This window comes from Thermococcus coalescens (assembly GCF_055392585.1).
On the sequence record NZ_AP043764.1, the window covers coordinates 1,111,888 to 1,134,745 of the forward strand.

At 54.5% G+C, this 22,858-nt stretch carries 17 protein-coding genes; 9 read left to right on the plus strand and 8 right to left on the minus strand.

The genetic code is table 11. The features are described 5' to 3' along the window. Positions 1 to 32: 32 nt before the first annotated feature. The 3 genes from ACZ5M3_RS06195 to ACZ5M3_RS06205 are packed head-to-tail and all read right to left on the minus strand — an operon-like array spanning position 33 to position 5,225. The gene (locus ACZ5M3_RS06195) at positions 33 to 3,047 is read right to left on the minus strand and encodes a type ISP restriction/modification enzyme (protein WP_464838845.1); all 3,015 of its coding nucleotides are present in this window, start codon (positions 3,045 to 3,047) and stop codon (positions 33 to 35) included. Positions 3,048 to 3,097: 50 nt separating this feature from the next. Further along, entirely contained in the window at positions 3,098 to 4,513 is a 1,416-nt protein-coding gene (locus tag ACZ5M3_RS06200) for a ribonuclease FAU-1 family protein (protein WP_464840776.1), read from the minus strand. Next, positions 4,479 to 5,225: a hypothetical protein gene (locus tag ACZ5M3_RS06205; protein ID WP_464838846.1), complete on the minus strand. Its 747-nt coding sequence runs from the start codon at positions 5,223 to 5,225 to the stop codon at positions 4,479 to 4,481. The genes ACZ5M3_RS06200 and ACZ5M3_RS06205 overlap by 35 nt, the downstream gene beginning before the upstream one ends. Positions 5,226 to 5,352: 127 nt before the next feature. Between ACZ5M3_RS06205 and moaA the strand changes: the two genes are divergently transcribed. Both moaA and taw22 read left to right on the plus strand, forming a co-directional pair. Then, positions 5,353 to 6,279 carry a GTP 3',8-cyclase MoaA gene (moaA, locus tag ACZ5M3_RS06210; protein WP_464838847.1) on the plus strand — a complete coding sequence of 309 codons (927 nt, stop codon included), beginning with the start codon at positions 5,353 to 5,355 and terminating at the stop codon, positions 6,277 to 6,279. A gap of 39 nt (positions 6,280 to 6,318) precedes the next feature. Next, on the plus strand, positions 6,319 to 7,332 hold the full coding sequence (taw22, locus tag ACZ5M3_RS06215; protein WP_464838848.1) for a tRNA (guanine(37)-N1)/4-demethylwyosine(37)-methyltransferase Taw22: 1,014 nt from the start codon (positions 6,319 to 6,321) through the stop codon (positions 7,330 to 7,332). Here taw22 and ACZ5M3_RS06220 read toward each other — a convergent pair. The 3 genes from ACZ5M3_RS06220 to ACZ5M3_RS06230 all read right to left on the minus strand — a co-directional run bounded on the left by ACZ5M3_RS06220 (position 7,298) and on the right by ACZ5M3_RS06230 (position 12,834). Next, positions 7,298 to 8,650, minus strand: a complete 1,353-nt coding sequence (locus ACZ5M3_RS06220) for an ATP-binding protein (RefSeq protein WP_464838849.1) — start codon at positions 8,648 to 8,650, stop codon at positions 7,298 to 7,300. The genes taw22 and ACZ5M3_RS06220 overlap by 35 nt on opposite strands. A 96-nt stretch (positions 8,651 to 8,746) precedes the next feature. Continuing rightward, positions 8,747 to 10,228: a replication factor C large subunit gene (locus tag ACZ5M3_RS06225; RefSeq protein WP_464840777.1), complete on the minus strand. Its 1,482-nt coding sequence runs from the start codon at positions 10,226 to 10,228 to the stop codon at positions 8,747 to 8,749. A 5-nt stretch (positions 10,229 to 10,233) separates the two neighbouring features. Then, positions 10,234 to 12,834 (minus strand): replication factor C small subunit, encoded by a 2,601-nt coding sequence (locus ACZ5M3_RS06230; protein WP_464838850.1) that lies wholly within the window; start codon positions 12,832 to 12,834, stop codon positions 10,234 to 10,236. A 104-nt stretch (positions 12,835 to 12,938) separates the two neighbouring features. Here ACZ5M3_RS06230 and ACZ5M3_RS06235 point away from each other — a divergent pair, with 104 nt between their 5' ends. From ACZ5M3_RS06235 to ACZ5M3_RS06250, 4 genes are all read left to right on the plus strand, one after another. Continuing rightward, positions 12,939 to 14,126, plus strand: coding sequence for a glycine C-acetyltransferase (locus ACZ5M3_RS06235; protein WP_464840778.1), 1,188 nt, complete (start codon positions 12,939 to 12,941; stop codon positions 14,124 to 14,126). A gap of 260 nt (positions 14,127 to 14,386) precedes the next feature. After that, a complete protein-coding gene (locus ACZ5M3_RS06240) occupies positions 14,387 to 15,046 on the plus strand; it encodes a hypothetical protein (RefSeq protein ID WP_464838851.1) in 660 nt (219 codons plus the stop codon). 3 nt (positions 15,047 to 15,049) lie between these two features. Next, complete coding sequence (locus ACZ5M3_RS06245; protein WP_464838852.1) at positions 15,050 to 15,385, plus strand: hypothetical protein; 336 nt, start codon at positions 15,050 to 15,052, stop codon at positions 15,383 to 15,385. An 11-nt stretch (positions 15,386 to 15,396) separates the two neighbouring features. Next, positions 15,397 to 15,879, plus strand: coding sequence for a hypothetical protein (locus tag ACZ5M3_RS06250; RefSeq protein WP_464838853.1), 483 nt, complete (start codon positions 15,397 to 15,399; stop codon positions 15,877 to 15,879). 7 nt (positions 15,880 to 15,886) lie between these two features. On the opposite strand, the gene endA is transcribed toward ACZ5M3_RS06250, so the two are convergent. Together endA and rimI are read right to left on the minus strand one after the other, a co-directional pair. Then, on the minus strand, positions 15,887 to 16,402 hold the full coding sequence (gene endA, locus ACZ5M3_RS06255; protein ID WP_297090595.1) for a tRNA-intron lyase: 516 nt from the start codon (positions 16,400 to 16,402) through the stop codon (positions 15,887 to 15,889). Continuing rightward, entirely contained in the window at positions 16,399 to 16,902 is a 504-nt protein-coding gene (gene rimI, locus ACZ5M3_RS06260; RefSeq protein ID WP_464838854.1) for a ribosomal protein S18-alanine N-acetyltransferase, read from the minus strand. Before rimI ends, endA begins: the two co-directional genes overlap by 4 nt. Before the next feature lie 185 nt (positions 16,903 to 17,087). Here rimI and herA point away from each other — a divergent pair, with 185 nt between their 5' ends. Genes herA through rad50 form a run of 3 tightly spaced genes read left to right on the plus strand, consistent with a single transcriptional unit; the run spans position 17,088 to position 22,858 of the window. Beyond that, positions 17,088 to 18,857, plus strand: a complete 1,770-nt coding sequence (gene herA, locus ACZ5M3_RS06265; protein ID WP_464838855.1) for a DNA double-strand break repair helicase HerA — start codon at positions 17,088 to 17,090, stop codon at positions 18,855 to 18,857. 10 nt (positions 18,858 to 18,867) lie between these two features. Beyond that, positions 18,868 to 20,211 (plus strand): DNA double-strand break repair protein Mre11, encoded by a 1,344-nt coding sequence (gene mre11 / locus ACZ5M3_RS06270; RefSeq protein ID WP_464838856.1) that lies wholly within the window; start codon positions 18,868 to 18,870, stop codon positions 20,209 to 20,211. Beyond that, positions 20,201 to 22,858: a DNA double-strand break repair ATPase Rad50 gene (rad50, locus tag ACZ5M3_RS06275; protein ID WP_464840779.1), complete on the plus strand. Its 2,658-nt coding sequence runs from the start codon at positions 20,201 to 20,203 to the stop codon at positions 22,856 to 22,858. Before mre11 ends, rad50 begins: the two co-directional genes overlap by 11 nt.

A 22,858-nucleotide genomic window follows, 5' to 3' on the forward strand; every position in this document is an offset into this window, starting at 1 on the left:
GCAGTATATTACTAAAACAAGAAAAAGGAAAATTAGAACCTCGACTCGATTTTCTCAAGCTCCTTAACCAGCTCTATCGTCCTCTTGAGAATTTCTACAACCTTGTAGATGTGCTCAATCTCTTTAAGGCTCAGCTTCCTTCCCTTCCTGCCCTTGAGGTACTTCTCTATCACGCGATAACCGCCTATGGTGTACTCCCAGACCTCCGGCGGAATTCCGCAGAGCTTCGTCGTCTTGTTTATCGCCACGCAGTTCTTACCATCATATTTCACCTTCTCGACTGTGAGGTCGTCGCCGATTAGCTTCGGCTCGATTGGAAAGTCTACCTTCATGAGGTGGAGCCTGACGAGTTCCTCGCCGATGTCTCTGTATTTTTCGAAGGTCTCCCTGTCGTAGAGCGGTATCCTCGGAAAGTCAAACTTGAGGAACTCGGCGTATCTCTTCCGGTACTTGGGATCGTGAAGGACTGCGTATGTGTAGTAGAGGAAGTCTTCTGGAGTAATATCGCCGTAGTGTTTTCTAAGCTCTTCGAGGAACTCCGGCTTTAGGTTGGGCCTTCTGGTTTTGCCATCGTCGGAGTATAGGTAGGTGGGGAAAAGGTAAGCCTTGTTCACGTTCTGAGCAGCAAAGATTCTGTGGACAGTTACCGTTGGAACGACAAGGACGGCATCAAATTCGTTAAGAACCTGCCTTGATGTAACGAGGGCCATATTGTCATGGAGAGCTAAGTGCTTTAGGGATTCATACCGTGGATATGCAACAAACGATCGTGACTTATTGAAGAAATATGTCCATCTAATATCAAAAGGCCTGTAAAGTATGGGTTTTATTCGTTTCGTCCTAACTCTATCCCAATTAGAACCCAATGTTTCGAAGTCTTCTTTCAGTCCGATAACTGCATTGTGCAACTGCCAATCCCTAGAATCTTGTACTCCGTACTTTCTCCGGAGTTCCGACTCGGGTAAACTTACAAAGTCTTTTACAACAGCTTCAAGTTCCCAAGGAGTGAAATGTATTGTAAGATCATCTCTGAATGTCGTAACACCAGTGCTATAAACCTCAAAAATCTCGTCCAGCTTCGGGAACTTGCTGTACTCTTCCTCAAGGCTGAGGTCTTTTGGTACAAAGAAGTAGTATGGCTCTTTGGGCTTGAGTTCCTTCCACTCAACCGTTTTCCAGCTCTCGCTCCTCAGGAAATTATACTTCTCTTCTCTCGTCGTCTTTCCGCTATCGTGGACTATTGAGCAGTGATAGACTTTACATTCCTCGGCCCTGTGCTTTCCTTCCCTTAGCTTCACGAAGAGCGCTATGGCAACACCTTGCTGTATGTCAAAGACGTTCTCGTCGCTTTCACCCTTCCTCGCGTTCCCGTGGAGGTTGAGAATGTAGATTTCATCGAAGCTCTCCATGAGGCTCTGCCTCATCCTCCTGTGGACGAGGCCGTCAAGGTACGAGTTGTTCGTGATGAAGCCGACTATTCCTTTACCGTTCTGATCTATCTTCCACTGGGCGAAGCGGATGAACTTAACGTAATCGTCCTGTAGGGCGTTTCTGGATTTCTCCTTCTCAACCCCCAAGCCTTTCATGTAGTCTTTTAGGAGAGTCTGAATGTAAGTCTCATCTTTTCTTGTTTCATAAGGCGGGTTTCCAATGACCACGAATATCTTTGCCTCCTTCTTCACCCTGTCGGCTTCCTCGCTCTCCTTGTCCAAAGCCCTCTCAAATAGACCAGCCTGTCCCCTCTCCCGCATCAAGTCAAGGGCGTTGGTGAGGTAAATCCTGAACCTCTCATCGTCTTTCAGCTTTATGCCCCACTGGTTGAGCACCATCGAGAGCTTGAGATGGGCGACAAGGTATGGAGAGATTAGGATTTCAAAGCCGTAGATGTTGTTCAACAGGCGTTCCTTGAGGTAGAGCTGGAAGAGAGTCCCCTTGATGTTCCTGTGTATCCTGTCGAGGACCCCAGCTAAGAACGTTCCAGTTCCGGTAGCGGGGTCGAGTATGGTAACGCCCCCATCATGGAGCCTCTTCCCAAACTTTTCTTTTAGGATTTCATCCACGGAGTTCACGATGAACTCAACCACCGGAATTGGAGTGTAATAAACACCCTTCGACTTCCTGAGATTTGGACTGTACTCGGCCAGAAAAGTCTCGTAGAAGTGCAGGAACGGGTCGAACTCGCCGTTTCCGAAGTGGAAGCGTCTCTTAAGCTCCTCAACGTCCACGTTGTTGAGTATTGCAATGAGCTCCTCAACGATCCACTCAAGGTAGTCTGGGAGATCGGAGGCTATGTACTTGAAAATCTCGTGGACGACGCGGAGAGACTTAGGAACGCCTCTGAAGGCAACGTTTTCCCTCGTGAGGCGGCCCTTTATCGTGAACCTGGCCATGAAGAGGCCGTAGACAACGGTCTGGGCGTATGCATCTGCAAATTCGCTCTTCTTCATTCCCGCCATGAGGTGCTCCTTAAATGCCTGGTAGAGGTACTGGAGCTGCTCATCCTCGCCCATATTTTCGAGAACCACATCCTTCAGGATCATAGCCCTCTTTGCCAGAATGTGGGCAAGACTCTCAGGATCCTTAATACTGGGGACTGCAAAGCTCAGAAACCTCTGGATAAGCCGGTTGAACTTCTCCACGTTCGACTCAATCAGGTTGAAGTCCTCATCGAGGAGAGAAACCTCATCAACCTTCTTGCCCCTTTGGTAGAGAACGAAGTCACGGTAGTTGGTCAGTATGAAGTTGTCCAGCCTCTCAGAATAGCGCTTGATCTGACTTTTATCTCTCTTTGGAAGCCTGTGAAGGTCAACGTCAGGAGCCTTGGTCTCGATGTATCCGATGATCCCGGAATCAGTGAACACCTTGAAATCCGGCGCACCGAATGTCTCCCTTCCGGGTTCATGGATTATTTTGACATTGTACTCCTTCGAGAACAGACTTCTGAGAAACTCGTGAAAAGCCGTGCGGTAAGAATACTCGGTAGTCGCACCCGCCCGATGAACCTTTTTGATGCCCTTGGAGTAACCCCTTAGAACCCCCGGCTTCATTTTATCACCGGGGATAGAAAAGGAAGTGAAATATTAAAGACTTTTGGCTGTCAAACCCTCTCGTAAACCTCCTGCACTATCCTCAGGACGGCCCTGTAGAGCTTCTCCGTGATGACGCCCTCCTCGTAGTGCTGGGTGAGCTTCTCCTTGTCTACTATCTCCTTCTTGCCGTCCGGCCACTTGACGATGTCAACTTCGAGGTCGATGTAGCGCGCCCTGTCCGGGTATATCTCCACCGGCGTGTTGATGTTGTAGTACTCGCCCTTGAGGTTGCCGCTGCGGTCGTAGTAGCGGTGCACGAACCACCACTTTCCGGCCTCTATCTCCGTTATGACGTAGTCTCCGAACTCTATGGGTATGTCCAGGCCGTCGTAGAACTTCCCGGGCTTGAGGTGCCGCTTGAACCTCACCCTGAGCGGGTTCTGGGACACCTCGAGTATCTCGCCGGGCCCTATCTTTATCCTCTGCCCGTCGGGCTTGTAGTGCTCAAGGCTGAAGAGCCAGCCCTTCTTGGGGCCCTTGTTGGCTATGAGGGCCTCCCAGAAGCCCGTCTTTACCTTCTCCCTCTGGGCGGGAACCTTCGAAAGGATTCCCTCTGCTATCTCCACCGCGAAGCTCAGCTCCGGATCGTAGGCCTTCAGCTGGTGGTGGCCCTCCACCGTTGGAACGACCCGGTTCCTTATCTCGTCGAGCTTTTTCTTGGCCCCGCCGCCGAACTCAACCTCGTATATGTTCCTCCCCTCTATGATGAGGGAGGGGGCCGTGTAGGAGTCCGCCTTCTTGAGCCTGTCCGCCAGCTTGGAGAGCTTTATTATCTCGTCCCGAAGGGTGTTCCAGTCCTTGTAGGCCGCGGCCGTCCTCCAGAGGATACCCCATTCGCCCAGGTCTATGCTGAGTCCGAGGATGCGGAGCCTCTCGCGCTCGCTCTGCTCCCTTATCTTTCTGGATATCTTGACGTGCCTCTGTGCACCTATCGGCTTCGGGATGAGAACCGCATAGTCGCCCGGGATAGTCAGGACAACGCTCAGCTGGGGAAGGAGGTTGTGCTTCTTAACCTGAACGAGAACCTCGTCGCCCTCCATCGCACGCGGCAGTTCGCTGGCGACCACTGTTCCGATGGCACTTCCTATGTCTATGTAGACGTAGCGCTCGTCCCTTTTGACCACCATTCCCTTGTAGATGCCGTAGAGCTGGTAGGGGAGCTTCCTAAAGAAAACGTCTATGAGCTCGTCCTCAAGGACTGCCTTTACCTCCTCAACCTTCGTCCCGACCAGGATTACCCCGTGGTGGTCTTTTTTGTCGTAAACATCAACATCAAACTCGTCGTAGGTCTTTTCGAGGTTGAAGCGCTCGACGATCCTGTTGCTGGGCTGTGAGATTCCGAAGCCCCTGTCGAGGAAGAGCTTTGTAAGGGCCGTTGAGTAGATGCCCCTAACTCGAACTGAAACTCCTGTGTCTGTAGACACCTTCACCACCCCTCATTTTCTTTTCCACCACTCCGATGAGCGTGAGTCCTTCGAGTATCTCCCCGGCATTTTCGACCCCGCTCAGCTTTTCAACGTTTCTCGCCTCGACCCACAGCAGCCCTCTGGAGTGCCAGTCCCTCAGGGCCTCTTCAACCTTATGGACGTCGCCCGGATGGGTGTAAAGCCTGAGCAGGAAAACCTTTAAGATTTCAAGCTCGGCCTCAAGTGTCTTAATTTTCCTGAGCTCCCCCATTATACCAGCGGGTACCTTTTTCTCCTTTTCGCCCCCTGCCAAAAGGCTCAGCCCCTCGACCTCCCGAAGCATCTCGCCCAGTGCCTTCCTGACTGCGTAGTCGTAAACCCTGTGGAACTGGACAAGCCGGTCCAGGGCAGTCGAGAGCTTTATCTTTGTGTCGTAGTCGTGCTCTCTGACGAGAAGGGAAAGTATCTCCTCAAGGCGAAACTTCATCTGATACTCGTTGCGGTACAGCTCCTTTGCCTGCTCCTCTATGTGGCCGCCGAAGCTTCCCATCTCACGGTACAGGGACGACGCTATCTCAAGCTTCTCCCTCGATATGTTGTACAGGGACTTCACCCTTTCCAGAAGAGCCTGCCAATCTCTTTCCTCGTAGATGGCTGGAAACTGTCGCTCAAAAGTGGAGTGAAGCGACTCGAGGTGTGAAAGTTGGGCCTTAACCTCCTCAACGTTCATGCGGAAAACCCCCTGGCCTTAATCTTGCGCTTCCCCCTACTTGTAGTTTTCGATGGGGGTGTGTTAAACAATAGAGCTTACCCAAAACCTTTTTTTAAGCCAGAAGACTAATCATTCCGGTGGTTTAATGACCCTCTACGACCGCTTCGGCAGGCCAGTAACGAACCTGAGGATTTCGCTCACCCAGGACTGCAACTACGCGTGCTTCTTCTGCCACAGGGAGGGGCAGCACTTCAACGCGAGGCTGGAGCTGACGCCCTCGGAGATAGAGAGGCTCGTCCGCATAGCGTCGAGGCTCGGAATAAAGAAGGTCAAGCTTACCGGCGGCGAGCCAACGGTGAGGGGGGACATCATTGAAATCGTGAGACGGATAAAGCCCTACCTCAGAGACCTCTCCATGACGACCAACGGAAGCCGCTTGAAGGAGCTGGCCAGACCCCTGGCCGAGGCAGGCCTGGACCGGGTCAACGTCTCGCTCCACAGCCTCAGAAGGGACGTTTACAGGAAAATAACCGGGGCCGACATGCTGGACACCGTCCTGGAGGGCATTGACGAAGCCGTCAGGTATCTGTCCCCGGTAAAGCTCAACATGACCGTGATGAAGGGCCTCAACGATGACGAGATATGGGAGATGGTGGACTTTGCGGCAAAGACCGGGGCGATCCTCCAGCTCATAGAGCTCGAAGCCCCGAGGGAGTTCACGGAGACGGGGTTCTTCAGAAAGTACTTCTACCCCCTCAAACCGGTCGAGAGGAAGCTTGGGGAAATGGCCGTTGAAGTCCGCGAGAGGCGGATGCACAGAAGGAGGAAGTACTTCGTCCCCACCGATTACGGCATCGCCGAGGTCGAGGTCGTGAGGGCCATGCACAACACGGTTTTCTGCGCCAACTGCACCCGCCTGAGGGTCACCTCCGACGGCAAGTTCAAGACGTGCCTCCTGAGAAAGAACGACCTGATAGACTTCGCCACAGCCATGAGAAACGGGGCGAGTGATGAGGAGCTGGCCGAAATCCTGAGGCAGGCCGTTCTCATGCGCGAGCCCTACTGGAAGTGAAGGCTTTTTAATCCCCCTCCAAACTTATACCGAGGAAAGATGCCGGCACTTAAAGTTCCTAGGAGAGAGGCAGAGCCCGTCAAGAGAAGGCTAAAGAGCCTTGGCCTCTACGATGGGAAGAGGAGGCCGAGGAGGGAGGAGGGGTACGTTCTCCTCCCGGTTATCAGCGACCCACGGACTGAAGGGCTCGGCTACGAGGTTATCCCTGTAGAGCTCCCACTCCGGCCGGAGAGGCAGATATACAGGAACCTTGAGAGCGTCCTCGCCGGGAGGCTGGGCGAGGAAGAGCTGAAGCACCTTAGGCGCTACGACATAATAGGCGACATAGCGGTCATCCAGATACCCCCGGAGCTTGAGCATCGGGTTGAGGACATAGTCTGGGCCCTAAGAAAGGTCCATCCGTTTCTGAGGGTCATCGCCAGGAAGGGGTTCCACGAGGGGGCCTTCAGGATAAGGGACTACTCGATAATCTGGGGTGAGAGGAGACTGAGCACGGTTCACAAAGAGAACGGCGTCGAGATAAAGGTCGACCTCTCGAAGGCCTTCTTCAACCCGAGGATGAAGGGCGAGCGTTATCGGCTGGCCCAGCTCGTGAGGGACGGCGAAAGGATCCTGATTCCCTTCGCCGGCGTCCTGCCGTATGCGCTCGTCATAGCGCGCTATAAGAGGGTCAAAATTACCGCAGTGGAGCTGAACAGAGAGGCGTACGAGCTCGGCCTTGAGAACATCGAGCTAAACGGGAAAAAGCTGAAGGGGGAGATAGAGTTCATCCACGGCGATGTTTTTGAGGTTCTCCCGGAGCTTCCGACCTACGACCGCGTTATAAGCCCAACACCGAGGGGCGTTGATGCGCTCGCGCTGACCCTCTCAAAGGCCGGGAGATGGCTCCACTACTACGACTTCGTGCATGAAACGGAAATCAGGAACTTCAGGGGGAGGATCCTTGAGGAGTGCAGGAGACAGGGAAAAGAGTGCGGGGTGAGGATAAAGAAAGTGAGCGACTTCAAGCCGCACGTTTTCAAGGTCTGTGCGGACGTGAGGGTTGTGGATTAGTGTCTAGGGAGAGCAGAAACCTCCACAGAGGTATGCACTTAACCGCTATTCCCCCAATTTTCTCCTCGCAGGACTTCCAGCCCGTTATTATTGTCCCCTCCCTGAGTCCAAAGGTTTTGGCGGCCTCTACTAACCCTTCAACTTCCCTATCCCAGCTCTCATCAATGTCCCAGCTCACCTGAATCGCCCGCGTGACTCCCGTGCCTTCTTTAACGATGAAGTCAACATCTCTCTTCCCGCGGTAATAGTAGACCTCCCCAAAGCGCTGGCGGAGATGCCTTGCCACAGCGTTCTCGGCGAGCCTGCCGACGTTCTCAGTAAAACGGATCCCAACTATGTTAGCGATCCCTGTATCGATGGCGTAGAGCTTCTTTGGATAGCGCATCGCGTCCTTAACTTTAGGAGAGAGCACAGGAACGCGGAAGCTCAGATAGGCCTCGTCCATCGCGTCGAGGACTGCGTCAACAAAGTTGGGGGACACTTTTCTGCCAACTATCCCGGCAAGCTCGTTTCTGAGTCTGGAAACGCTGACAAGGGATGAAAACCTGCTCAGGGCTAGTTCGGCAACTATCTTAACTGTCCTAGCGTCCCGGAAGCCGTGCCTGTACGCTATGTCTCTCAGGACTACACCCTCGAAGAGCTCCCTGAGGAGCTCGCCCTTCAGAGATTCGTCTTCCGTGAGGACTACCTGGGGGAACCCCCCAAACTCAAGATATTCCCTCAACAGAGCTTCAACTCTTCTCTTCTTACCAAGAATGCTTTTCATGTCTCCTGAAAGTCCCTTGAAAGCCAAGAATTCCCCAAAACTGAGGGGAAACACCTCAATTGGCAGAACCCTGCCAGTCAGGAGAGTTGAAAGCTCGGAGCGGAGGAGGGAAGACGTTGAACCCGTCACTATAACCCCAGCCTCACCGAGGTCGAGGACCTTCCTGACCCATCTCTCCCAGCCGGGCACGTTTTGAACCTCGTCGAGAACCACTATCGGGTTTCTGCCACTGTAAACGTAGGTTCTGTACGCGGAGAAAATCTCCTCAAGGAGCTCGGGCTTTAGGTAGGGGGAAAACCTCGGATCCTCCAGGTTTACGTAAAGCGTAGCGTCGGGAGAGTTCCCCGCTTCCACGAATCCCATCAAAAACAGTCTAGCCAAGGTTGTTTTTCCGGAGCGTCGGGTTCCAATGAGTGCCACAGCTCCGTGGGGTAGTCTCTCCTCAATCGACGAGATGTACTTCTCCCTCATCACGGCCTTCCATTCCCTGCCCCCCCAGAGGTTGTATGGAGCCAGCACCTCGATGATCTCTTCTCTCGTCAGCATGTTCATCTCCATAAGATACAAGATGCCAACAATTTTATATTTTACGGAATACAAAAACATTGAGAATCCATATCTTGAAGGATAAAAATAACCAAAAATGCCTCACTTCTTCAGGAAGTCGAACAGCGTCGCTTGCTTGCCCTTCTTCCTGGGTTTGTCTATCTTCTCCCCGCTTTTTCCGACGGCTTCCATTTCCTCCTCGGCCTTCTCAAGCTCCTCCTCGGTTATCTCCTCTTCCGACTCTTCCTCAGCTTCTTTCTCAGCTTCACCCTCTTCTTCAGGCTCTTTCTCAGCCGCAACCCTCACGTGTTCCTCAAGCTCCCCGCGCTCCTTAAGCTTCTTCTCAATGTTCATGCTCTTGCCCCATATCGTCCTGGCCTTCTCCCCGTCCCCCACTATGAACTCGACCTCCTTGAGGTCAAGGTCGAGGTACACTACGAAGTGCGCCGCCATTTCCGGGTTGTACTCGAATATCGCCCTGAGAACGTTGAGGGTCTCCAGGGCTTCGAGCTTCGCCATGTGCATCTCCTTCATTATCTTCCTGAGCACCGAGTCCCTGAGCGAGCGTTCGGCCTTGCTCTCCGTGAGGAGCTTTATGGTCCTGGGCGGATAAATCCTCACGAAGCCCTTTCTCTTAACCCCCGCAACAGCGACACCCGCGGTCATCATGTCTGTGGCGTACTTCCAGAGGCCGTAGTTGCCCGTCCTCTGCGCCCGGCCGAGGTACATGTCCGCCTTGCTGAGCGCCTCATATGCCCTCGCTATGTCCTCAGATCTGTAGTAGACGTAGGGGAGGTTCTCGTCTATCCACTGGAGGAGTTCGTGGGGAAACATGTCAACGCCGAGAACGACCAGCTTGGCCCTCTTGGCGTTGTCGGTTGCGAAGAGCTGGGCCAGAGCCTGGAAGACGCTCTTTTCCGTGTCGCGGTAGGCGAGAACCTCGACGGCATCCTCTATCCCGCCGGACACAACCGTCTGGAGGTCGTTTATCGCCGCCCTAAGGTCGCCGTTGGCGCGCTTGGCTATCTCATAGAGAACCTCCTTCGGAACGGTTAAGCCCTCCGCGTGGAGGATTCTCACGAGCCCCTTTATGATGTCCCTCTGGGTCAGGCGCTTGTACTCGACTATCTGGGCCTTGTTCCTTACCTCCCTCGGAACCTCCCAGTAGTGGTTGGCGCTCATTATTATGGGGTTCCTGGCCCGGTCTATCAGCTTCGCTATCTCCCTGGCCCCGCTCGGCTCCATGTTGTCGGCCTCGTCCAGGAATATGAGCTTCCTCCTCTTCCCGAGGATGTCGAGGGTGTAGGCGGCCTGGACGTAGCGCTCCACCTTCTCGTAGGTTCTCTCGTCGCTGGCGTTGAGCTCGATTATTTCGAAGCCGTACTCCCTGGCTATGGCGTAGACCGTCGCCGTCTTACCTGTCCCGGGGGGGCCAGCCAGAATCAGCGCCTTCTTCTTCGGCGGGCTGCCCTGGAGCCACGCCTCTATCCATGCCCTAACCTGCCCCAGGGCCTTGGTCTGGTTTATCAGCTCCCCCAGGCGCCTCGGCCGGTACTTCTCGACCCAAGGAACGTCCCGCGGCATGGCCATCACTTACCCATCAGGGTGAACTGGGCCAGCAGGGCCTCAAGCTGTATCATCTCGTTGGCACCTTCAACGAGCCTGAAGTTGTACTCGCCTATCTTGTCGGCCAGAGCAACCTTCCTGTCCTCTGGTATCGTCAGGTTGAAGACCTCCTTGTGCATCTGGATGAGAACGTCCTCGCCGCTCAGGCCCTGCTTGAGGAGTATCTCCCTGAGCTTTTCCCGGGCCTTGAGGAAGTTGCCCTCCAGAGCCAGCTGCATCATCTGTCTGACGTCCTCGGGCCTTGCCCTGCTGGCAACGAGGAAGACGTTCTCATCGGTTATCTTGGTGTCAAGGGCTGCAGCGGCCTGCAGAACGTTTATGGCCCTCCTGAGGTCACCCTCAGCCACGTAGAGGAGCGCCTGAAGTCCTTCCTCCGTTAGTTCGAGCCCCTCGTTCTCGGCTATAAGCTCTATGCGCCTCGCTATGTCCTCGTCACGGAGGGGCCTGAAGCGGAAGATGGCACAGCGACTCTGAATGGGCTCTATTATCTTTGAGGAGTAGTTGCAGCTCAGGATGAAGCGGACGTTGTTCGAGAACATCTCCATCGTTCTCCTCAGGGCCTGCTGGGCGTCCTGGGTCAAAGCGTCCGCCTCATCGAGGAATATTATCTTGAAGCTCGCCCCGCCAATCGGCTTGGTTCTCGCGAACTCCTTGACCTTCTCGCGGATGACGTTTATTCCGCGCTCGTCGCTCGCGTTCAGCTCAAGGAAGTTGTGCCTCCAGCCCTCGCCGAAGAGCTCCCTCGCGAGGGCCAGAGCAGCCGTTGTGTTGTGGAGAACCGTCGGAAGATTACCGCCGATGAAGTTGTGGTAACCCGGCACGTGTAGGTCATAGATCACGAAGTCGCCCTTTAGCTTCTCGACCTCTGCTATCTCATCCCAGAGAAGCTCGTTCCGGGCAAGGAAGATCAGGTAAGCAATGCCCCTTTTGAGCTTTTCGTCGTTGAGCATCTCCTTCAAAAGCTTCAGCTCGGCTTTTCTGATATCCTCAAGGGCCTCTATCTTCTCCGTGTTGCTCTCAAGGATTATTCTAACGCTCGAGTTCCACGTGCCGATAAGCCTTCCAATCTCAGCGTAGCTGGAGTACTTCCTCGCAAACAGCCTCATAGCCTCTATTGTCTCCTCAAGTTCGACTCCAAGAACCCTTGCAATCCTGAGGTAGTTCCTTAAGCTCGGCTTCCGCCTACCCTGGATGTACTCCAGAATCCGGTCGGCCCTTATTCCTGTCTTCTCCGCTATTTCCTTCCTTCTTCTCTCGACCTCGTTCCAGTCTATAAGGATGCTTCTCGACAGGGCCTTTTCAAGCCTCTCCAGCTCGTCGAGGCGATAATAGATTTCCTTCATGAGCTCCCAAGCTATCCTCTTGGCCCTCTCTGGACTCCACCGGGCCTTGTCGTCGTAGAAGTTAAGCTTAAGCCTGTCCCTGACGTAGGAAACCAGTTCCCTGTCGGCATAAAGCGAGCCGAAATTGGGGTTCGGTCTCTTTATCAAGGCCTTGGCCTTTCTCCCCTTCTCCTCGACCGAGAAGCCAACCTTGGAGAGGAAGCGCGAGATGTTCTCGGAGCCCGAGATGACAACGTAGTAGTACGTGCGTCCCTTCGTGACCCTGCTCCTAACTTTGGCAACCACCCCAAGCCCCGCAAGTGCGTAGGAGACCTGCTCAGCCATCTCCCTGCTCGCGGTCGAGAGGACTATCCCGTTGCTTTCCACCCCTGCATCGCAGTCAAAGTAGGCCCTCAGGAAGGAGCGCAGGCCCTTCCAGCCCTGTCCGGGTATGTAAACCCTGTCCGCTTTTCTGCCCGCAAGGCCGAGGCTCTTAACAAGTTCCTTCGCCATCTTTGAGTTCACGTAGACGTCAGGAGCGCGGTTTTTGTGAATTCTCTCCTTAATCCTCGCATCCGGAAAGAGCCTCTCGGTGAGTTGCATGAAGCGCTTCCTCAGCCTTTCGTCAGTGTTCGTGAAGGTTATTGCGTTTGTTGTTGAATCCGCGTGGCCGTCCCCGATGAAGTAGCCAAGCCACTCGGCGAGAGGATCTTCCTCAAGGATCGCCGGGAGGAAGCGCGGAACGGCCAGTCTATCACCCGGCTTAAGCTCTTCGGCCCTAACCCATTCTATCCTTCCGTCCCTCCTGTTCACGAGGAGCGGGTGGTACGGAGTAACCTTGAGCTCCCTACCGAGCCTCGTCCTTATTCTGACGAGCTCATCCGTCTTGTCCTTGTAAACGTACTCAACGGGCAGTTCCGTGAGTTTGCCGTCTTCATCAACGCCGATAACCCTAAGGCCTTTAACAGGGGTCGGGCCGAATCTGCCGTTGCTCAGCCTCTCAACGAGCCCGCCTATTGTAGTCAGCTCACCGTTGACTATAACCTTTGCATCCCCCGTGAGGCACTTCCCGACGCCGGGAGGCCCTGCAAATAGCAGATGGGGCATCGAACCTGTTTTAACGTAGTGCTTGAGCCTCTTAACTATGTGATCCTGACCCACCATGTCGTCGAGCTTTTGGGGCCTGTACTTCTCAACCCACGGTTTTTCGAGGATTTTAACCTCCTTAACTTCCTCCGGCATAGCTATCACCCTACCTAAGGGGCTTATGAGCTTTGGGGGTATTAAGCCTTTTGCCATGTGCAAAACTTTTATACCTCGATGTCCAAAAATCACCGGTGGTTCTCATGGCGAAGCTCGACTGGATTAGGGAAGAGCTCAAGGAGCTCAAGGAGAAAGGCCTTTATGTGACCATCAGAAAGCTTGAGAGCGCCCAGGGGCCCTGGGTCGTCGTTGATGGAAAGCGCGTTCTGAACATGTGTTCGAACAACTACCTCGGCCTGGCCGCCCACCCCAAGATAAAGGAGGCCGCCATAAGGGCAATCCTCGACTACGGCGTCGGTGCTGGAGCGGTTAGAACCATAGCCGGAACGATGGAGCTCCACGTGGAGCTTGAGGAGAAGCTGGCAAAGTTCAAGAAGAGAGAAGCAGCCATACTCTTCCAGAGCGGATACAACGCCAACCTCGGAGCGCTGAGCGCCCTCCTCACCAAGAAGGACAACGGTGTGTTCATCAGCGAGGAGCTGAACCACGCAAGCATCATAGACGGAATGCGCCTCAGCGGCGCCCCGAAGGTCATCTACAAGCACCTCGACATGGACGACCTCAAGAAGAAGCTTGAGGAGAACAAGGACAAGGAGAAGAAGATAATCGTCAGCGACGGTGTCTTCTCGATGGACGGTGACCTTGCCCCGCTGCCGGAGATGGCCGAGCTGGCCGAGCAGTACGATGCCATGCTCTACATAGACGACGCCCACGGTGAGGGCGTCCTCGGAGACAGCGGAAGGGGTATCGTCGACCACTTCAACCTCCACGATAGGGTTGACTTCGAGATGGGAACGCTCAGCAAGGCCTTCGGTGTCATCGGCGGCTACGTCGCCGGTCCGGAGGAGGCCATCGAGTACCTCAGACAGAGGGGCAGGCCGTTCCTCTTCTCCAGCGCACCGAACCCGCCCGACGTTGCCGCGGCCATTGCAGCGGTTGAGATACTCCAGCACAGCGACGAGCTCGTCAAGAGGCTCTGGGAGAACACCCACTTCCTCCAGAACGGATTGAGAGACCTCGGCTACGACCTCGGCAACACCAAGCACCCGATTACCCCCGTCATGCTCTACGACGAGAAGACCGCTCAGGAGTTCTCAAGGCGCCTGTACGACGAGTACAACATATTCGCGCAGGCGATAGTCTACCCGACCGTCCCGCTCGGAACCGCCAGGATAAGGCTCGAACCTTCCGCGGCGCACAGCAGGGAGGACCTCCAGTACGTTCTGGATGCCTTCGAGGATCTCGGAAAGAAGACCGGCTTTTTGAAGTGATTCATTTTCTTTGTCTCTTTTTGTATCATGGTTTTATACATTAGGTAGTTTAGCAACTTGGATGTTAATAAATGCTCGATTGCATCACCATGCAACTCTTTTACTTGAGCTTCTTTTGATTCATTCTAAGAGGAAAACACAACTCAGAATAAATTTATACTCGAAAAAAAAAGAAAGAATTTTTACATTGAGCAGAAGGAAAAATTTATAAGGATAAGTTGATTAAAGCATAATGCAAAAACCTCAAAGAGGTGAACCTCGTGAAGTGGAAGCCGTTGTTCGCAGTCCTGCTCGGACTGCTGATGGTTGGAGTGACGGCAGGAAGCGCGGCGGCAACGCCTATACATAACCAACCAAAGCCCCAGGGCGGTGTTGGTGCAGGTTCAGTAATCGACACCAGGTTTGGTGGAGCTGGTGTTATTTCCACATCAACGTATCCAATATACATTCCCCAACTTCAGAGATGGCTTGTATACCAGAAGGTGAGACATGGTTCGGAAGGATACTTCAAGCTGACCGTATACAGAATCCCAGTTTTTGGATATGATACTTTGATAGCATTCCCAGAGGGCATGAAAGTGTACACGAACAAAGCATCAGGCATGAAATATGAGGGAAAGGTCGGAATAGCATACCATTTCAGGAAGAGCGGTTGGTTCGTATGGAAGGCCCAGCTAAAGCTCCCCGTCAAATTCACTGCAGGAAGAGGACATCACGCAGTAATCTCGATCGGGGGAAGTCCAGAAGTTCTTATTGGTGGTCCAGTGGCATCCCTCGTAAATGGAGAAAAACCAAAGCTTTTTACGGCACTAAAAGCCCTGCTACGTGGTCAGATAACAAGGAGTAACGTCATTACCATAGTAGCATTCGCGTTGGCATCTGGAGCCAATGTCGACATCTTAGTATTTAACGAGGTGTAAAGTATGAAAACCACCAAGATTATCCTCTCTACCCTCGGAGCTACCTCCTTCTATTTTTTTGCAAGGTACTACATCACCCACACCAATGAGCCAGGGTTTGCGGAGGTGATTTTCTTAGCGAGCATTATGGCGGTTGGTTCATTCATAGACAACCTCGGTAGACTTGCAGACAGAGAAAGAGATTCAAAGCAGGCGTTTGTCAAAATACTCTCCACATGGATTTTTGGTTTCGTCGGCACACTGTTGCTGATTCACGACACGTCTTTCCTAGCGTTGTTGGGAGTCATCAGCCTCTCAATTGCACTCACATGGATAAATCAGGCGATCACAGAGAGTTGAGGTGCTCATCTATGAGGGTGGGAATGCCAATGAAATTGCTCAAAATTTCTGTTTATGGGTGGATGTTCTACCTTCCTCAGGTAATAACCCTCTCAATGATAGGTGGCTTAGCGGGCATCTCTGGACTTTTAGCAGTATTCTTTACAGCAAGTATTGGATACACCCTCAGAGCATTGATTATGATGGGAATTTCCGTTGGAATCATGTGCGTCATATTTCACAAGAAGCCTTCACTGGACGTTTTCAACTATTTTCTGCCCTTATCTGGATGGGGAGTTTTGTCTTTGTTGTTAAGAGTCATAAATTGGATGGTTCCACAGATTCTACAAATTAGAATAATCGTGGAGCAAGTATCATTGATCATGGCATGGTTTTTCTCATACTATAAGTTGGGAGCACTTTTTAAAACCGAGAAGAACTCCACAATGTGGCCGATAGTGGTGGCAGTTCTAATTGCTATCTTAGTGTTTTTCCTGCTTCCACCGCCTATTTAGATCTAAGTCAGAACTTCACCCACTCTATTTTGTAGTACACCACGTCGTTGTCCTCATCAACGACCGCCATCACCATGTTCTTCCTGACCCCGTGGGCAACCCTCACGCGGGCGGTGATGTCGTTCGGGGAAAAGCGGAGGTTCTCCGGGACGACCCATACCAGCCACTGGGAGTGCTCGTCCATTCCGCGCCTGTAAACGCGGAAGTGGGAGCCGAACTTGAGGGCCGACTTGACGGTGTAGCCCCTGTCCCTCAGGTCCGTGTAAACGAGGAGTTTTATGTCGAACTGGTCGTCCCTTTTCCTTCCGAGCTCGACCAGTTCTTTAAAAGAAAGCTCCTTTTCACCGTCGAAGACCCTGATCCTGCCCTTTTCCACCAGGTAGGCCGCCTCGATGAGCGAGAGGAAGAGCTTTCCGTTCACGACCTCACCGAAATACCTCTTGTTGTAGAACTGGTTTATCGCCTTCTCCCTCTCGCTGAAGACCCTGTCGCCGCTGAGCTGAAAGATTACCGGCTCCTTCAATTCCTTCCACCCCATTCGTCTGCTGGGAGGAGCATGTAGTACGCGTCCTCTCCGTCGGCATAGTAGCCGATTATGCGCTTAATGCGCTTGAAACCAAAGCGCTCGTAGAGCTTTATGGCCTTTTCGTTGCTAACGCGAACCTCCAGACCGATGTAGCGGGCGCCCTTCTTTATGAGCCTTTCGATGACCTCGCCCAGCAGGGCCGAACCGATGCCGCTGCCCCGATACTGGGGGTCAACGGCGATGCTCATTATGTGGCCTTCCATGTCGGGACGGAGGTATGCCATCACGTAGCCGATGACTTTCCCCCGGTACTCCGCAACCAGAAACGTGTCCGGGTTGTTCTCAAGAAAAACCAGGAAAACCCCCCTCGGGTATTCCTCGCGGAACGAGAGCCGTTCTATCCTGACGACGTCCGGTATGTCGAACAGCTTCGCCGGCCTTATAACGACCATGGCCAAAGGAATCCTCCCACCGGCCTCCCTAACGGACACGCTCATGTTATACACTACGCGCCAAAGCTTTTAAGACTTGAGGAGGACTTCATCCGGGGTGGCCACCCCTCGTGATGAGCACTCTCGAACCTGACCGCGGGATGATGACCGGATTCCTGGCTGATTCTCCCCCTACTTTCTGGAGTAAAGTTTAAAGCCCCCGGAAACCAAGTCAACCGATAGGTGATGTTATGCGCATAGCCGAAGATCTTAACAACCCGGTTGGAATCGTGACCGGTGAGGCCACGGTCAGCTCCTTCCAGTTCTACGCTCATCCCGATAGCGACCTCAAGTTTGGAGACTTCGTCGTCGCAAGGCTCTGCAAGGAGGCGAAGGACAGGGACTGCCGCTGGGGCGACGAAGTTGAGTGGGTGATAGGCACAATCAGGGGTATCAAAAACATCAACTGGCTTCTCAGCGAGGGGAAGAGCACTTTCGCGAGCCTTGACCTCGACCTTCGGGAGTACGGGGAGAGCATAGGTGAGAACGAGGCGCTGATAGTCACTGTTCACGTGCTGGGGAGGATAGAGTTCAGAGGCGGCAGGGCCGAGATAGTCCCCAACCGCGTCCCCGTTCCCAACGGAAACAAGGTCTACATAGCCAGCTCAGACCTTCTCAGGGCGATCTACTACGGGGGAGACGGTTTCATTGAGGTGGGGACCCTGCTTCTGAGGGAGGACGTGCCGATATACCTCAACGCCGACGAGCTGGTTTCGAGGCACTTTGCGGTTTTAGCCGTTACCGGGGCGGGCAAGAGCAACACCGTTTCGGTCATGCTCTGGAAGATGGTGGAGGAGCTTAGGGGAACTGTCGTCGTCCTCGACCCCCACGGCGACTACATGCGCCTGAGCCTCCCCAACACAGGCACGAAGTATGTCAACCTCATCGAGGCGAGAATCCAGCCCGAGACGATGGACGGGGAGGAGCTGGCAGACCTCATGGAGATACAGAGCAACGCAACCATACAGCGCTCGTACCTTCTGCGCGCCTGGGACACCGTTCTCCACGAGAACGCCAACCTTGGTGGGCGGGAGATAGTCAAGGCAGTCCTCGATCTGCTCCAGCGGTGGGCGAGCGAGGGATACGGTAGCTACTGGGACCCCCACGCCGGCAAGTACCGCGACCTGGGAGAGATAAAGGCCGCAGAGAAGGAAACGATAACAAGGCTCACGATGAAGATATCCCGCTTCCTGAGGAACTACGGCCATCTGCTCTCAAGCGAGGACATAGTGGCCTCCATCCGGGCCGGGATGGTGAACGTCATAGACCTCGGCCCCCTGGACGAGGGCCAGATGAAGCTCGTCGCGGCGAAGCTCCTCGAAAAGATGTTCGAAACAAGGATGGACTACGAGAAGGCCAGAAAGAGGCTCGAATACCTTAAGAGGAAGTACGGAAGCAGAATCTCGGCCGTTTCGGAGGAGGTGGAGGAGCTTGAGAAGTTCATCCGCTCTGTCGAGGCGAGCTATCCAGCCCTCTCGGAACCCATACTCATAATAGTAGAGGAGGCCCACATCTTCGCACCCCACGGCGAGAAGGGCGGAACCGTGAGGATACTTGGAAGGATAGCCAGGGAGGGCAGGAAGTTCGGCGTCGGCGTGGGGCTTGTATCCCAGAGGCCTAGCAGGCTCAACGAGGACGTGCTGAGCCAGACGAACACGAAAATCATAATGCGCATCGTAAATCCGAACGACCAGAACTACGTCATAAAAGCCAGTGAACAGCTGAGCGGGGAGCTGATGGGGGACATAGCCGGCCTAGGAAAGGGCGAGGCGGTGATAGTCGGCCAGGCCATAAGCCTGCCGGCGCTGGTGAAAGTCCACAACTTCAAGGCCCTCGGCGGCGACTACGGGGGCGAGGACGTAGGCGTCGTGAGGCGCTGGAGGGAAAGGGCGGAGCGCGAGAGGGCAGAGGAGAAGAAGGAGGAGCTGTACGAGGAGGAGGGCATAGAGCTGGACTTCTGAGGTGTTCCAGATGAGGTTCGCCCATATGGCCGACGTCCACCTCGGCTTCGAGCAGTACCGCCTTCCCTACCGTGCCGAGGAGTTTGCCCAGGCCTTCAGGGAGGCCGTGGAGAGTGCCGTAGCGGAGGGAGTGGACTTCATTCTCATAGCCGGTGACCTGTTCCACTCAAGCAGGCCCAGCCCCGAGACCATAAAGACCGCGATAGAGGTACTGGAAAAGCCAAAAGAAGCCGGAATCCCGGTCTTTGCGATAGAGGGAAACCACGACAGGACGCAGAGAAAGGTTTCCGCGTACCATCTCCTTGAGGGGCTCGGTCTGCTCCACCTCATCGGTCTGAGGGACGAGAAGGTCGAGAACGAGTACCTGACGAGCGAGAGGCTTGGGAGCAAGTACCTCGTCAGAGGGGTCTTTGAGGGGGGCGGAAAGACCGTCGAGATCCACGGATTGAAGTACATGAGCGCCGCCTGGCTTGAGCGAAACCGGCCGGCGGAGATCTTCAGGCCGGAGGGGGACGCTATCCTGATGCTCCACCAGGGGATAAAGGAGCTCATAGAGAAGATGATGGGGATAATCCCCGAGAGCCAGCGCGACTACTTCGAGCTGAGGATGGAAGACCTGCCAAGGGGCTACGTCTACTACGCGCTCGGCCACATCCACAGGGAGTTCGTCACCAGCTACGACATAGGGACGCTGGTCTACCCCGGCTCGCTCCAGCGCTGGGACTTCGGGGACTACGAGCTCAGGTACCGCTGGAACGGGAGGAGCTTCACCCCCGAAGCCGGTACGAGGAAGGGCTTTTACATAGTCGAGGACTGGAAGCCCAGATTCATCGAGCTGAAGGTGAGGCCATTCATAGACGTCAAGCTCAAGGCCGATGAGGAAACCGCTAAGAGGGAACTGAAGCGTCTGCGGGATAAGATCCCGAGAGAGGCCTTCGTGAGGCTCGATCTGCGCTGGGAAAGGCCCTACGACGTTTCCCACTTCCAGGAGATCCTGGAGGTCAAGTACCTCTACCTGAGAACGCGCTTCGAGAGGAAGCTGAAGGCCGCCAGCGGTGGAGAGGTGCCAAGGCCGGCCGAGTACTTCACCCCGGCGGAGCTGAGGGCGATAGAGCTGACAGGCGAAAAGAAGTTCGACGCCCTCGACACCGTAGTCGAGCTGTTCCTGGGCGAGTGGGAGGAGAAGCCGAAAGAGCACACAGGGGAGACGCGTGAAGAGTCCGCCCCGGCCAAGGAAGAAAAACCCCAGAGGAAAGAAAAAAAGCCCGAAAAGGCCCAGAAGGTGAAGAAACACCGGCCGAAGGGCAGGCCCACGAGCATTCTCGCCTGGATCGGTGGTGGAGATGAAGATTGAAAAGCTCATAATCAAGGACTTCCGCTCCCACGGGCTGACCAAGGTTAACTTCACGAGTGGGATAAACCTCATAATCGGCCAGAACGGCTCCGGAAAGAGCTCCCTCCTCGATGCGCTCCTCGTCGGCCTCTACTGGCCGAGCAAGCCCAAAGACCTCAGAAAGGAGGACATACTCAGGGTGGACGGAAAGTCCACGGAGATAACGGTCTTCTTCGAGAAGGACGGCGTCAAGTACCAGCTCCACAGGAACATAACCAGGGGGATGGCATTCGCCAAGTACCACGACGGAAGCTCCTGGAAGCACGCTACGGAGACGAGCCAGAAGGCCGTGAGGGACTGGATGGAAAAGCTCGTTCCGTACGACGTCTTCCTCAACGCGATTTACATAAGACAGGGGGAGATCGACGCCATCCTTGAGAGCGACGAGAGCAGGGAGAAGGTCGTCCGCCAGGTTCTCGGCCTTGAGAGATATGAAAACGCCTACAAGAACCTCCTCGAAGTGAGAAAGGAGATAGAACGCAGGATAAAATCGACGGAGGACTACCTGAAGAGCACGGAAAACCTCGACGAGCTGATCGGGGAGATGGAAAAGGAGCTCTCAAACGCCCTCAAAGAGATAAACGAGCTGTCCCCCCAGATCCCAAAGCTGGAGAGAGAACTGGAGAGGGTGGAGAAAAAGCTCAGGGAGCTCGACGGCCTGGAGAAGGAGATAAACTCCCTAAGACTCGAGGTCAAGGAGAGGGAGGGCAACAGGAAAAAGCTTGAGACGAAGCTTGAGGGGCTTGAGAAACGCATAGCCGAGAGCGAGGAGCGCCTGCGCGAGCTGAAGGAGATGGTAAAGGAGTTCCGCGGGCTGAAAGAGAAGGCGGAGCTCTACCTGAAGCTCTCGAACTTCAGGAAGAGGTACACGGACGAAAAGGCCAGAAACGAGAAGCTCGCCGAGAACTACAGGGCGCAGATTTCGGCTATAGAGGAGCGCCTCGCAGAGCTGAGTGAACTGGAGAAGCGCCTTAAGAAGCTGGAAAAGGAGAGGGCCAAGCTCGAAAGGAAGCTCAAGAGGCTCGAAAAGGACGCCCGGACATACGAAGATGCCAGATCCGTATCGTCGCAGCTGGAAGGCCTTAGAAAACGCCTCAAGCTTTCCAGAGGAGACATAGAAAAGCTCTTCAAGGAGATCGAGGCTGCAAAGAGGAGGAAGGAAGAGATACAGGCCGAGCTAAACGGGATAAACGAGGAGCGCGGTGGACTGAAAAACCTTGTCAGGGAGAGGAACAAGGCCATAACTGAGCTGAAAAAGGCCAAGGGCAAATGTCCCGTCTGCGGCAGGAAGATGACCGAGAAGCACCGCAGGGAGATAATCGAGAGGTACCAGACCGAGCTCAAGGAAGTCTCCCTGTCCCTGAGGGAACTCGACGAGAGGGAGCGGGAGCTCAGGAGCGAGCTCGCCAAAATAGACGAGATTCTGAAGGGGGAGCGCGAGCTTATAAGGCAGAAGGAGCTCCTCGACCAGATAGCCGGCCTTGAAGAGAGGCTGAAGGAGTTTGACCTTGAGGGGCTCAGGAAGAAAGCGGAGGAATACGAGGGAGTGAAGAGCGAGCTGAGCAGGCTCGAAGGCGAACTGGAGGGCACGAAGGCCGAGCTTAAGAAGACGAAGGCCCTCGAAAGGAAGCGGGCACTCATCGAGGGAAAGCTCAAGTCTATCGAGGAAAAGCTGAGGAAGCTCGATGGGGAGCTTGAGGGGATGGGATTCTCCGGGCTGGAGGAGCTCGACGGAAAGCTTGCCGAGCTTGAACCGTCCTACAAGCGCTACCTCGAACTGAAGAACTCAGAAAAAGAGTTCGAGAGGGAGAAGAAGAACCTGGAAAGGCTCAGGCTGGAGCTTGAGGAGGTAAAGCGGAGCCTCGATGCCGAGAGCAAAGCCCTGAACGCGCTGATGGACGAGCTGGCGGAGAAGGAGAAGCTTTACAGCAGGGAAGAACACGAGCAGGCCCGGGAAGCCTTCGCCTCCCTCAGAGAGGAGCTGGCCGGAAAGAGGGCCCAGCTGGAGGCCCAAAAGAAGAAGCGCGACGAGACCATGGAGAACCTCAGGAAGCTCAGGGAGGAGAAGGAGAGGAGAAAGGAGAAGGCAAAGGAACTTGAGGAGCTTAAAAAAGCCCGCGAGAGGGTTCAGGCACTCAGGGAAAAGGTGAGGCGCTACAAGGCCATGCTCAAGGAGGGGGCACTGGCGAAGGTCGGCGAGATAGCCAGCGAGATATTCGAGGAGCTGACCGAGGAGAAGTACTCCGGGGTCACGGTGAAGGCGGAGGAAAACAAGATAAGGCTCGGGGTGCTGTACAACGGCAGGGAATACGGTCTCGGATTCCTCAGCGGAGGGGAGAGGATAGCGCTCGGCCTGGCCTTCCGGCTGGCACTCTCGCTCTATCTCGCGGGAGAGATAAGCCTGCTCATCCTGGACGAGCCGACACCCTACCTCGACGACGAGAGAAGGAGAAGGCTCGTCGACATAATGCAGCGCTACCTGAGGAAGATACCGCAGGTCATCGTCGTTTCGCACGACGAAGAGCTGAAAGATGCCGCCGACAGGGTGATACGGGTGAGCCTTGAGAACGGCGTCTCGGTGGTCAAGGAGGTCGAGCTGGGGGTGTAG